The sequence below is a fragment of the [Clostridium] aminophilum genome, assembly GCF_900101295.1.
In the GTDB taxonomy this organism is placed as follows: Bacteria; Bacillota; Clostridia; order Lachnospirales; family Lachnospiraceae; genus Clostridium_R; species Clostridium_R aminophilum_A.
Map to the genome: position 1 here is coordinate 1 of NZ_FOIL01000070.1, position 12,311 is coordinate 12,311.

The following is a 12,311-nucleotide window of genomic DNA, read 5'->3' on the forward strand; positions in this document are numbered from 1 at the left end:
CGGAACAAAGTCCGCAAGCGGACTTTGCGCGCCGCCGCTGGTCACCGTTAGGTGACAGCTTCCTTACAGCGGCGTGCGCATCCTCGCGGAGCGTTTTTTTCATAGGAAATTTCGGAGAAATTTTCTATGAAAAAAAGGCATACCCCCGAAAGGATATGCCTTTGCTATCAATGTACGCTGCCCGTCGGCAGCATTGTTCGATCGTTAAGCGATTAGCCTACAACCTTATTGACGTTGAGCTTAACGCCCGGGCCCATGGTAGAGGCCAGGGTGATGCTCTTGAAGTAAGCGCCCTTAAGTGTAGCCGGCTTAGCTCTCAGCAGTGCATTGATCAGTGCCTGGAAGTTGTCTGCGAGCTGCTCCTGTGTGAAGGAAGCCTTACCTACGGTTACGTGGAAGATGTTGCTCTTGTCAAGCTTGTACTCAACCTTACCAGCTTTGATGTCAGCTACAGCCTTCTCTACATCCATGGTAACGGTGCCAGCCTTCGGAGACGGCATAAGGCCCTTCGGTCCGAGAACCTTACCAAGACGTCCTACAACGCCCATCATGTTCGGTGTAGCTACAACTACATCGAAATCAAGCCATCCCTCGTTCTGGATCTTCGGTACGAGCTCCTCAGCGCCAACGTAATCTGCGCCGGCTGCCTGAGCTGCATCTGCCTGCGGTCCCTTTGCAAATACAAGGATACGAACCTTCTTACCTGTTCCGTGCGGAAGAACTACCGCACCACGAACCTGCTGATCCGCATGACGGGAATCACAGCCGGTTCTGATGTGAAGCTCTACGGTCTCGTCAAACTTTGCAGAAGCTGCCTTCTTGACGATATCGATTGCATCGTTAAGGTCGTACTGGATAGAGCGGTCTACTAATTTAGCAGCCTCGTTATATCTTTTTCCTGTCTTCATTATTGAATAACCTCCTGTGGTTATGTCGGGAATGCCCTCCCACTCATATGAAACGCTTCGAAATGCCCTGTCTTAGCGACATCTCTGCATGCCAATATTTCAGATTCAGTAATTACTCGGCAACAGTAACTCCCATGCTTCTTGCTGTACCAGCGATCATGGACATAGCAGCCTCGATAGAAGCAGCGTTCAGATCCGGCATCTTTGTCTCTGCGATCTTTCTCAGATCTTCCTTAGAGAGCTCAGCAACCTTTGTCTTGTTCGGCTCACCGGAAGCCTTCTGGATCTTGCATGCCTTCTTGATCAGAACAGCAGCCGGCGGAGTCTTTGTGATAAAGCTGAAGCTTCTGTCTGCATAAACAGTGATAACAACCGGGATGATCAGGTCGCCCTTATCAGCTGTCTTTGCGTTGAATTCCTTTGTGAACTGTACGATGTTTACACCGTGCTGTCCGAGAGCCGGACCAACCGGCGGAGCCGGGGTTGCCTTTCCAGCCGGGATCTGTAATTTGATATATCCGGTAACTTTCTTTGCCATTTTTAGAGACCTCCTCTAATTAGTCTGTCTTCAATTCCACATCGTCAAAACCAACCTCAACCAGCGTAGAACGGTTGAAGAGCTCAACGTTGATGGTCAGAGTCTTCTTTTCCGAGTCGACGGATTCAACAATACCTGTTCCCTGATTTTTCCAGGAACCGTTGATGATCGCAACTTCATCGCCCTTATGGAATGAAGATTCATACTCAGTCTGTTTCTCCATTCTCATCATATTGGCAACTTCCGCCTCGGTCAGTGCAACCGGCTTGCTGTCCGGTCCTACGAAACCGGTGACTCCACGGGTGTTACGTACTACATACCAGACGTCATTCCATTTGTCATCTCTTACCATCTTAATGAGTACATAACCTGGGAGAATCTTGCGGGACAGCTCTTTCTGCTTTCCGTTCTTGTCAACCTTATCCCCGATAACGGACTGGGTTGGCTCCCAGACATCAAGGATCTGATCCTCAAGATGACGGTTCACTCTCGTCTTCTCGATATCGGCCTTAACCTTGTTCTCATATCCGGAATAGGTATGTACAACGTACCATTTTCCTTCCGGAGTCATATTTTCATCTGCCATATTCTTCTACCTTTCAGATCGCAAAATGCAGTGCCCATACGATCAGCGTATCGAGTCCTGCGATGATAAGTCCCAGTGCGATTGATGCTGCAACAACGGAGCTTGTCTCCGATACCACAGTATCTCTGTCCGGCCAGATGATCTTATTGAACTCAGCTTTCAGGCCATCCCAGTAACTCTTCTTTTTTGGTTTGCTGGTATTTCCTGTGTCACCCATCATCGACCTCCAAAGTGTTCGAACAATCGTCCTTCTGTTTCGAAGTTCCGATTATCTCGTCTCTTTGTGATTTGTGTGCTTCTTGCAGAATTTGCAGTACTTCTTTGTTTCCATTCTGTCCGGATGAGTCTTCTTATCCTTGGTCAGATTGTAGTTGCGCTGCTTGCATTCGGTGCATGCCAGAGTAATCTTTGTGCGCACGACTTCCACCTCCATTTTGTGTTTTCAGCTCGTTCTTTTTTTTGGCGTTATGGTCTTCTCCTCAATCGTGGGAGCAGTCGTCACTGCGAAACTATGATGGGAAGAAGATCCTCATTGACAGCCGTCCAAGGGTTGGAGAAAACGGCTACAGGATCACGGGCATCGAGCGGCAGAGCCGCGGTTTGTCCGATTTTTCGCACAAAAAAAAAACTTTGGTTCTTCCATAGCTTTCTAACTATAGCACAGACACATAGGTTCGTCAACAAAAAAGCTTCTCGCTAAAATGCCTAAATTTCGCCGGTTTCCGAACCTTTTCCTGTGTCATTTCAGTTATTTTCCGTTCTGTCTCGTCTGAACCCAGTACTCCCCCATGGACTGTCCCGGTTTCTTCGTGACGTCATCGCTCAGATATGTCCCCAGGCCGACCGACTCCGGCTCCCAGTTTTCCGCCTCTTCCACGCTCTCAAACTCTACCTCGGCATACATGAATTCGGTCTTCATGCCCGGATCGACAAGATTGACTTCCAGACGATGGCCGTCCGGGAGAAGATATGTCCTGCGGATCTTCGCAATCAGCGGAAGACCGATCAGATCCCGGATTCTGTCGAAATGTTCCCTTTCGATCTCAAACTCGATCTCTTTCCGTGCCAACCGGCCGGAGGACTTAAAGCAGAGAATAAAGGCATCCCTCACCGGTATCTCCGGAGAATTGCTGACGGTAACATTTTCCTCCCGGATCCGCACCGTCGGTTCGGTGGTGACATATCCCTGATTTTGTTCTTCTTCCTTGATCAGCGGAAAATCCTGCTCCGGCCAACCGCTGACCATCCATTTCCGTTCTATCTCCATGTGACTGTGATTTCCCATGTCCGACCTCTCTTCCATACATAATATGTGACATTTTCCGGCGCTGCCTGCTCATTCCCCGGATTCCGGGCCGAGTTTCAGCAGGACAATACATTTTCGGATGAAACGCCATCCGGCAGGGTACCCGCGCAGATTCCCCAACGCGCATCAGTCCACATGAATTTTCTTCATACTGTCCGAAACCCAGGCGTCGATCAGTTCCTGCATGAGAACGACCTCCATCGGCGGCACATCGTCGTCATCCATCATGGAAAAGGCGTCCATCCAGCGGTTCATCGCAGAAAGCCCGGTGGAGAGCAGCGTCGCCGCTCCAAGCCCCCTCTCCCGGAACAGGAGAAGAAAGGTGACCATCCGCCGGAGATGGGATTCTCTCATCGCCTGATCCCATTCTTCCGCGCTCATCACTTCCGCATCATCCGGAAGTGTCAGCGGATCCACCGCCGTCATTGCTGCCGCTGTCTCGATGACCTGAGCAATCCGCGGATCGTTTCCGGCCTCTTTGCGGACCATACCCATCATCTTTTCTTTCCAGTCCTCCGTCTCTTCCGCATTAAACGGAAGTCTGCCGGTCTCCTGATAAATATCCAGAAGAATCCGGATCAGATTCGGAATGGTAAGGATCTTTCTTCGGAAAATGAGGTCCGCCGCGGATGCGCGGAGCACCCCGCCGTGTTCCGCCATGGATCTGCGGATTTCCTCCTTTGCCTCTTTGGCCTGTGCGGAGAGTTCCGGTTCCGCTGCCGGATTCTGATTTTGTTCGTTCATATAATAATATCCCGTCCTGTCTGCTCAAAATGCGATTTCCATGCACATTGTATCAGACAGAACGGGATATCACAATTATTTCCCCTGTGTATGTGACGTCACAGAATACGGTCCGTGCGCAGCCTGTGTTTCTTTGGTTCCCTCGGAGCCGGTTCGGGTGTTCTCGTCCCGCTCGCTTCCTTCCGCCGCCATCGGCAGAGATCGGGAGTCATATGCGGTCACCGGTTTCGTCACGGTTTTCGCCTGCACCGAAGCGGTCACCTGAAACATCCGGAGAAATGCCAGCAGTCCCAGAAGGATCAGAAAAATCCGGAGAAACGCCCCCGCTCTCCGGCGGATGAAAAAAATTCTGCAGACATTCGCCAACAGAAAGAACGAAAGGATGACGGAAAGCGTACTGAGCTTCCAGCTTCCGGGAGATAGAGCCGGAATATTCATCCGGTATGGGAGAGCCGCCGTCAGAACGATCACCGCCGCCAGCGCACTGGACAGCAGGACATCGACCCGCGTGATTTTTCCCTTTTCCCGCATTTTTCCTCCTTCCTGTTTTTATAAAACCGTTATCGGCTTCGGTCCGCCGGTTTATCGATCCGATCGGCTTCTGCCGTTTCCTTTTCATGTTGATTTTATATATTTCCGTATGAAGCGGCGTCATTTGTCTTTTAATGACAAGTTCCGCATGCATCGAAAGAATAACACACGTTAGGGATGCAAGTCTTTACTGTCCACTTTCAAAATCATTACCATTTCCCTTAAAGAGTAAGAAATATGTAAATGTGACACAAAAACCGGACACGGAACACTGACAGGTTTGTCAGGTTCCGGTCCGGTTTTTATCACACTGCAGGCTCGCGGAGCTGGCCCGGCACCTGGCAATGTGCATTCAGGCTCAGCAAAGCTGCTTTTTTATTTTTCGCTTTTCGTTTTCGGAAAAGGTTATCGATCCTCTCGGAAATACGGAAGACCGAGGCTCTCCGGCGGCTGATTCTCACGCTTATTCCGCATGGAGGTAATGACGAGAACGACAATCGTAACGACGTACGGGAGCATTTTATAAAGCTCCTTGTATGCAAGATTTGTTCCGGTCGGAATGAACAGATACAGGATGTACAGTCCACCGAACAGAATGGATGCCAGCACGCCGACATTCGGACGCCAGATGGTGAAGATAACCAGCGCGATCGCCAGCCATCCGCGGTCGCCGAAGGCATCATTGGACCACACGCCGCTCGCATAATCCATAACGTAGTACAGTCCGCCGAGACCTGCAATCATGCAGCCGATGCAGGTGGCAAAATACTTGTACTTTGTGATGCTGATGCCTGCTGCATCCGCCGTCGCCGGATTCTCACCGACCGCGCGGAGATACAGACCCACACGGGTGTGTTCAATGATTGCGGACGCAGTCAGGGCGATCACGATGGCGAGATACGCCAGAAAACCATAGGAAAGAAATACCTGTCCGAACCAGCCGGTGGTATCCGCAGCCGGAAGGTGTCTTGCGAACACCGCAGAGGTATCCGACAGAGCGATCGACGGAACCTCGGATCCGGTCAGTTTGATCAGAGATCCGCCGAAAAAGTTTCCGAAGCCGACGCCAAACGTGGTCATGGCAAGACCGGTTACATTCTGATTCGCCCGGAGCGTTACCGTCAGAAAGCAGTAGAGAAGGCCCATAAGAAATGAACCCATCAGGCAGGAGGCCATCGGGATCAGGATTGCGAGAGCCGAATTGAGCGGAGCTCCTGCACAGGACTGCTCATACAGGAATGCGCCGATCACGCCGCAGATGCCGCCGACATACATGACACCCGGAATTCCGAGGTTCAGATTTCCGGATTTCTCCGTGATGGTCTCCCCGGTACTTCCGTACAGAAGCGGAATGCTCTGCGCAACCGCACGCGGGATAAAGCTTACCAAATCGAACATTTTCCTTATGCCTCCTTACCGGCGTCTGCCGACTTCTCTGATTTGCGGAAATGAATCCGGTAATTGATAAAGAATTCGCTTCCGATGATAAAGAACAGGATGATTCCGGTCAGAATATCACCGAATGACTGATTCAGGCCGAAAACGGTAGCGATTTCCGCCGCGCCTCTGGACATGAACACCAAAAGAAGGGAGCTGAGCACCATTCCCGCCGGGCTGAATTTCGCAAGCCATGCCACCAGAACCGCGGTGAATCCTCTTCCGCCGGCAATGGTTGTCGTAATCGTGTGGTTTGTGGATCCGACCAGCAGAAGTCCGCAGAAACCGCAGATCGCGCCGGACAAAAGCAGGGTGCGGATGATGGTTCTTCCGACATTGATTCCGATGTAGCGCGCCGTCGCCTCACTTCCTCCGACGACCGAAATCTCATAACCGTGCTTGGAGTATTTCATGTAGATCTGCATGATCACCGTCAGAATCGCCACCAGAATAATGTTCAGCAGATATTTGGCGTCGCCGATCTGCGGAAACCATCCGGCCATGCTGTTCTGATTGATGATACCGATTTTTCCGGAACCTTTCGGCACTTCCCAGATAATGACGTAGAACGCAACGATCTGTGTGGCAACGTAGTTCATCATCAGCGTGAACAGCGTCTCATTGGTGCCCCATTTCGCCTTGCAAAAAGCCGGAATGGCAGCCCAGATTGCGCCTGCCGCAATACTGGTCACGATCATGAGAAGAATGAGAACCGAATTCGGAACGCGCTCTCCGAACAGAATCATGCAGCTTGCCGCCGCAAGTCCGCCCATCAGAACCTGTCCCTCGCCGCCGAGGTTCCAGAATTTCATGCGGAACGCCGGTGTGAGCGCCAGAGCGACGCAGAGAAGCATGGCGGTCTCCTGAAGTAGAATCCACACCTTTCGGTTTGAGCCGAAAGCACCTTTGATCATGGTTGCGTATACCGATACCGGATTGTCACCGGTCAGAAGAGTGGTCACCAGCGCACTCACCAGCATTGCCGCGATAATGGCAACGATGCGGATTCCCCACTCCACCCGCTTGGGAAGCAATCCTTTTTTTGTGATATAGATCAGGGGGCTTTTTTTCCTGTTATCCATTCTGTTTCTCTCCTCCGAGTTTCGTCATCATCATGCCGACCTCATGTTTGTCGGTCTTTCTTCCGTCAACGATTCCGCTGAGTTTTCCGTCGCAGAGAACGACAATCCGATCGCAGAGCTCCAGAAGCACGTCCAGATCTTCGCCGACGTAAACCACCGCCACACCTTTCTGCTTCTGCTCATTGAGCAGGCCGTAAATCATATGGGAAGAATTGATATCCAGTCCGCGGACCGCATATGCCGTCAGAAGAACCTTCGGCGCCGAAGCGATCTCACGGCCGACCAGAATCTTCTGTACGTTTCCGCCGGACAGACGGCGTACCGGAACCGAAAGGCCCGGGGCCTTGACTTCCAGTTTTTCCACAACTCTCTGGGCCAGTTTTCTCGGAGTCTTGCGGTCTGTAAAGAAGCCGCGGCCATTTCGGTAGGACCGGAGCATCATGTTGTCGGGCAAATCCATATTGCCGACCAGTCCCATGCCGAGACGGTCCTCCGGAACGAAGGAAAGAGCAATACCCATGGATGCGATGTCCAGCGGATCCTTGCCGATCAGCTCGGCTCTCTCCCCGTCTTCATTAATATAGGTAATGTGGCCTTTCTCCACTTTCTGCAGTCCGGCGATGGACTCCAAAAGTTCCTTCTGGCCGCTGCCCGAAATTCCCGCAATGCCGAGGATCTCGCCGGAGCGGATCTCAAAGGAGACATTGTCCACTTTGGTGACGCCGTCTGAGGATTTTACCGTGAGATTCTGGATCAGAATCCGGTTTTCCGGATTGACCGGTTCCGGGCGCTCAATGTTCAGCGCAACGGTATGACCAACCATCATATTTGTCATTTCCTGCGCATTGGTGTCTTTGGTCGGCATATCGCCAATGTATTCGCCGTGCCGGAGAACCGCCACGCGATCGCTCAGGGCTTCCACCTCATGCATCTTATGGGTGATGATGACGATGGTCTTTCCGTCCGCTCTCATGTTCCGGAGAACCGAGAAGAGCTTATCCGTCTCCTGTGGAGTCAGTACCGCCGTCGGCTCATCGAGAATCAGGATGTTGGCCCCGCGGTAAAGCACTTTTACGATCTCAACCGTCTGTTTCTGGGAAACGGACATATTGTAAATCTTCTGCTTCGGATCCACATCGAAACCGTACGCATCGCAGATCGCCTTGATCTTTTTGGATGCCGCCTCAAGATCGAGACGTCCCGGCTCATTTAATCCGAGCACAATGTTTTCCGCCGCCGTCAGTACATCCACCAGTTTAAAATGCTGGTGAATCATTCCGATTCCGTAGGAAAACGCGTCCTTCGGCGATCCGATCGCCACCTCTTTTCCGTTAATAAAAATCTGACCTTCATCCGGATAATAAATACCGGACAGCATATTCATCAGTGTTGTCTTTCCGCTTCCGTTCTCACCGAGCAGTGCGAGAATCTCGCCCGGATAGATGTCCAGATCAACATTGGTATTCGCATGGATCGTACCGAATGTCTTGGAAATGCCCCTCATCGAAACAGATGGTTTTCTGTTCTCCACGTCTGTTTTCCTCCTATTTCATGCCTGCTGTATTTTCTGTTCCTGCAGGTCTGGACAATGCCTCCGTGGCTCTTCCCATCGGGCACATTGTCCAAAACTGCAGATGATATTCCGCATAGAACCCCGATATAAAACGGAACAAAGCGGACAAGTCCGCTTCCTCTCCCATCATCCCTCATCTCAGTTTTTATTCCCGGGATCACAAAAGCAACCAAACACGCCGGTCACCCGGAACCTTATATCCGGAAACAAGAGAAGGAAGGGGCTGAAAACAGCCCCTTCCGAAAACTCTCAGGTTTTGATGCCGCAATTACTGTGCTGTATCAAGAAGCTTGATTCCGTCGATCTTCAGATCAAAATACGGAGCACTGCGGTACTCGGACTCGTGGAAGTAACCGTCGGCAATAACTTCTGTGTCACCCTTGAACTCCGGATCGGTATCTACATCGGCCATATAACTGTCAAGCTGCTTGCCGTCAACGGTGAACTTGCTGGTGTCAAATACGTGAATTTCGCCGGACTCCAGCTTCTTGGCTGCCTCGTCAAGCGCCTCCTGTGTTCCGTCTGCAGCGACGTTCTTGTTCAGATCGGTGAGAACAACCGAGTCGGTCTTCAGAGTTCCGGTCCAGTCTGCCTCAATCTTGGAACCCTCCATAACTGCCTTGATCGCGTGCTCGTAGTACGGAGTCCAGTTGATTCTGGAAGATACGATGTATGTGTTCGGGCATGCTTCCTCTGTGCTTCCGTTGTAGGAGACATCCGGAACACCGGCGTTCTCGCAGGCTGTCGGAGCACCCATGGAATCCGCGTGCTGGGAGATCAGAACGCAGCCGTCATTGATCAGCTTGGTTGCGCCCTCTTTCTCTGCCGTCTCATCATACCAGGAACCGGTAAAGGTGACATCCATGGTTGCGCTCGGAACAACGGAACGCGCGCCGAGGAAGAAGGATGTGTAGCCGGAGATAACCTCAGCGTAGGTGAATGCGCCGACGTAACCGATCTTTGCCTGATCCTCCGTGATCTTTCCGTCCGCGATCATCTGCTCAAGCTTCTTGCCTGCAGCAACGCCGGCAAGATAACGACCCTCGTAAATGGAAGCGAATGCATTGTGATAGTTGTCCAGATTTTCGGTGTGAGCCTTTGTTCCGGTTGCGTGGCAGAACTGAACCTCCGGGAATTCCTTTGCCGCCTCGATCATATAATCCTCATGTCCGAAGGAATCTGCAAAGACGATGCTGCAGCCGCTGTCTGCAAGCTCTGCCGCTGCGTTATAGCACTCCTGGCCTTCCGGAATGTTTGTCTTGATCTCATACGCTACGCCAAGCTTCTCACATGCTGCTTTTGCTGCATTGATGAAGTTGAGGTCATAGGTGGAGTTCTCGTCGTGAAGGCAGATGAAACCTACCTTAACGTCGCTCTTCGCCTCAGCCTTTGTCTCTGCATTGGACTCTGCCGCTGCTGCGGTAGAACCGGCTGCTGCGGATGCCGCTGCGGTTGTTGTCTGTGCAGAGCTGCCTCCGCATGCTCCGAGTGCTGCTGTGATCATTGCCATTGCCAGTAAAGCTGCAACTTTCTTCTTCATGATGTCCTCCCTTTTTGAAGATAGAATGTTTTTTCTGTGCAACCCGATCTCGGCCTCGCTTTGTTTTCCTCTCCATCCATTTCGGAATCAACCGGAGTGTATGTCTGACAAATTTTTAGAAAAATACGGCAAACAAAAAAATCGACTGTACACTCCGATGAGTGTCAGCCGACAAACAAAAAGCACGACGGTCCAAACCACCGGTGCTTATTTCTGACGACCGATAGTCATGGCCTTACGGTGCCATGGTAGAGACGTCCGGACCCAAATTACCGGACATATATCGTCGTTGCACATGTACACGTTAAAAGAAAAGCGCCATTTTGTCAATATGATTTTCCTTTCGCAGACCCATTTTCCATAATTTGCACTTTTTTTAGAAGAATAATCTCCGTAATTTACACAAAACATCCGGCATCTGACGACGCCGGATGTCTAAATCAAGGATAGGATTTTCTACGACAGATCGTTTCTCCTGAACCGGATGTTACGCAACCGCCTGACCAAGGGCCTCGCACTCTGCGCCGGCTTCCGCATCCGGAGCCGCATTGCAGATCACCGGTGCAGCGGAAAGAGCAATGCCAAGGCTGTCGCACTCCGCCTTCCAGTTATCCATCCAAATTCCTCCGCCCCAGCCCCAGGAGCCGAAGAGTCCGACCTTCTTGCCGGCAAGTCTTCCTTTTACTTCATCCCACATCGGCTGGAACTCGGTCTCTTCCAGAACCTCATCCCCCATGGACGGGCATCCGAAAGCAATACCGTCGAATTCACCGAGCTTGCTTGCCGAAAACTCACCTGCTGTAAACTGTGATACGGAAGCGCCGGCATTCTTCGCGCCCTGCGCTACATACGCAGCCATAGCCTCTGTATTACCTGTTCCACTCCAGTACACTACCGCAACTTTACTCATTTTTGTCTACCTCCTGTTGCCTTTACGTTACTTCTTATATGTCTGAAATACCGTCACATTTGGTACGGTATCGGACAATCCTTTCAGATTACTTTTTCTGCGACGTCGGATCTTCCGACACGTCTCCGTTTATGCGGCCGACACCATCTGCATCACGCCAACACCGTGTTTGTATGCATCCATGCAGGTTCGGAAGCAGTTCATATAGGCTTCAAATCCTTTTTTTGCTCGCTCTGCATTGCCGGAGTACGATTTCCAGTAACCGGCACAGGTGTAGTTCTTTCCTCTGTTGCGGATAAACCCGAGCACATCGGTCAGGGGATAACCAAGGAAAACGCCAATCTCATGAGGAAAGTTTTCGGATCTTACCAGCCGGATGGTCAGTTGTCTTATCATCTCATTCACATCGCAGTCGACACGATACCCCTGTGTCTGAAGAAATTCCCTTGTCTTTGCTCCGCTCAGCAGATGAGAAAGCCATTTTCTGCGCCACACATAAACCAGAAACGAATCCGTTCCGCATTGTTTCACAATCTGCATGGAAATACCGCAGGGATTCAGTTTTCTGTTCCAGCACTCGATGATTCTGCACACCGTCAAACCATCCATTCCGTTCACCCGGAACAGATTGGCAGCTTTCAGTCCGCAGAGTGCGGGCGCGCAATGCTCCACCAGAAGTTTTTCAAAAATACTGTCCATGCTCTCCCCCATCCGATCTTTCTGTGCGATGATTTGATCGTTTTCTTAGTTTTAACTAACCAATGGTTTTAAAAAATGATGCGCAAAACGCGCATGTGTTATGAGTTGCTTACTGTGGTTATTCTAAACTAACAGTAGTTTACACGTACAGAGGTTAGTTGTCAATAACTAATTATTGTAAAGTCGTATTGCTGCAGCGGGAAAGGCTGCCGAGGCTTATACTTCCAAGCCATGAAAGAACAAGGTCCGCAAGCGGACTTCGGCTTCCGCATCCCCTCATTCCTGAGGGGAACCCCGCGGACTTTGTGCGCCGCCGCTGGTCACCGTAAGGTGACAGCTTCCTTGGCGAAGCTCTTAGCGACACATATTTCACTTAGCGGCTTTGCCGCTTAGTGAAATAGCGTGCTGCGGCTGGTCTTTTCGAGCTTAGTGCGTGCCATGGAAATTCACTTAGCGA

14 protein-coding genes and 1 riboswitch are annotated in these 12,311 nt (G+C 51.1%); all 14 genes read right to left on the bottom strand.

Translation table 11 applies throughout. The annotated features are described in order from the left end of the window. Positions 1 to 212 precede the first annotated feature (212 nt). The 14 genes from rplA to BMW41_RS12865 all read right to left on the bottom strand — a co-directional run bounded on the left by rplA (position 213) and on the right by BMW41_RS12865 (position 11,866). Positions 213 to 908, bottom strand: coding sequence for a 50S ribosomal protein L1 (gene rplA / locus BMW41_RS12800; protein WP_074650511.1), 696 nt, complete (start codon positions 906 to 908; stop codon positions 213 to 215). 112 nt (positions 909 to 1,020) lie between these two features. Next, positions 1,021 to 1,446, bottom strand: a complete 426-nt coding sequence (gene rplK, locus BMW41_RS12805) for a 50S ribosomal protein L11 (protein ID WP_074650512.1) — start codon at positions 1,444 to 1,446, stop codon at positions 1,021 to 1,023. A 19-nt stretch (positions 1,447 to 1,465) separates the two neighbouring features. Beyond that, positions 1,466 to 2,032, bottom strand: a complete 567-nt coding sequence (nusG, locus tag BMW41_RS12810; RefSeq protein ID WP_081844175.1) for a transcription termination/antitermination protein NusG — start codon at positions 2,030 to 2,032, stop codon at positions 1,466 to 1,468. Positions 2,033 to 2,045: 13 nt separating this feature from the next. Further along, positions 2,046 to 2,249 (bottom strand): preprotein translocase subunit SecE, encoded by a 204-nt coding sequence (gene secE, locus BMW41_RS12815; RefSeq protein ID WP_031472487.1) that lies wholly within the window; start codon positions 2,247 to 2,249, stop codon positions 2,046 to 2,048. Positions 2,250 to 2,300: 51 nt separating this feature from the next. Then, complete coding sequence (gene rpmG, locus BMW41_RS12820) at positions 2,301 to 2,465, bottom strand: 50S ribosomal protein L33 (protein WP_278245597.1); 165 nt, start codon at positions 2,463 to 2,465, stop codon at positions 2,301 to 2,303. A 315-nt stretch (positions 2,466 to 2,780) separates the two neighbouring features. Continuing rightward, positions 2,781 to 3,299, bottom strand: coding sequence for a CYTH domain-containing protein (locus tag BMW41_RS12825; RefSeq protein WP_074650524.1), 519 nt, complete (start codon positions 3,297 to 3,299; stop codon positions 2,781 to 2,783). Positions 3,300 to 3,464: 165 nt separating this feature from the next. Continuing rightward, on the bottom strand, positions 3,465 to 4,082 hold the full coding sequence (locus BMW41_RS12830) for a hypothetical protein (protein ID WP_074650514.1): 618 nt from the start codon (positions 4,080 to 4,082) through the stop codon (positions 3,465 to 3,467). Positions 4,083 to 4,157: 75 nt separating this feature from the next. Next, positions 4,158 to 4,613 carry a hypothetical protein gene (locus tag BMW41_RS12835; protein WP_074650516.1) on the bottom strand — a complete coding sequence of 152 codons (456 nt, stop codon included), beginning with the start codon at positions 4,611 to 4,613 and terminating at the stop codon, positions 4,158 to 4,160. Positions 4,614 to 5,018: 405 nt separating this feature from the next. Then, positions 5,019 to 6,011, bottom strand: coding sequence for an ABC transporter permease (locus BMW41_RS12840; RefSeq protein WP_074650517.1), 993 nt, complete (start codon positions 6,009 to 6,011; stop codon positions 5,019 to 5,021). A gap of 5 nt (positions 6,012 to 6,016) precedes the next feature. After that, positions 6,017 to 7,132, bottom strand: coding sequence for an ABC transporter permease (locus BMW41_RS12845; RefSeq protein WP_074650519.1), 1,116 nt, complete (start codon positions 7,130 to 7,132; stop codon positions 6,017 to 6,019). Continuing rightward, positions 7,125 to 8,636, bottom strand: a complete 1,512-nt coding sequence (locus BMW41_RS12850) for an ABC transporter ATP-binding protein (protein WP_074650525.1) — start codon at positions 8,634 to 8,636, stop codon at positions 7,125 to 7,127. Before BMW41_RS12850 ends, BMW41_RS12845 begins: the two co-directional genes overlap by 8 nt. A gap of 337 nt (positions 8,637 to 8,973) precedes the next feature. Next, a complete protein-coding gene (locus BMW41_RS12855) occupies positions 8,974 to 10,245 on the bottom strand; it encodes a BMP family ABC transporter substrate-binding protein (RefSeq protein WP_074650521.1) in 1,272 nt (423 codons plus the stop codon). A gap of 203 nt (positions 10,246 to 10,448) precedes the next feature. Continuing rightward, a riboswitch (purine riboswitch) is annotated at positions 10,449 to 10,551 on the bottom strand. 181 nt (positions 10,552 to 10,732) lie between these two features. Beyond that, complete coding sequence (locus tag BMW41_RS12860) at positions 10,733 to 11,155, bottom strand: flavodoxin (protein ID WP_074650522.1); 423 nt, start codon at positions 11,153 to 11,155, stop codon at positions 10,733 to 10,735. Between the two features lie 129 nt (positions 11,156 to 11,284). Then, a complete protein-coding gene (locus BMW41_RS12865) occupies positions 11,285 to 11,866 on the bottom strand; it encodes a DUF3793 family protein (RefSeq protein ID WP_083378989.1) in 582 nt (193 codons plus the stop codon). Between the last annotated feature and the right edge of the window lie 445 nt (positions 11,867 to 12,311).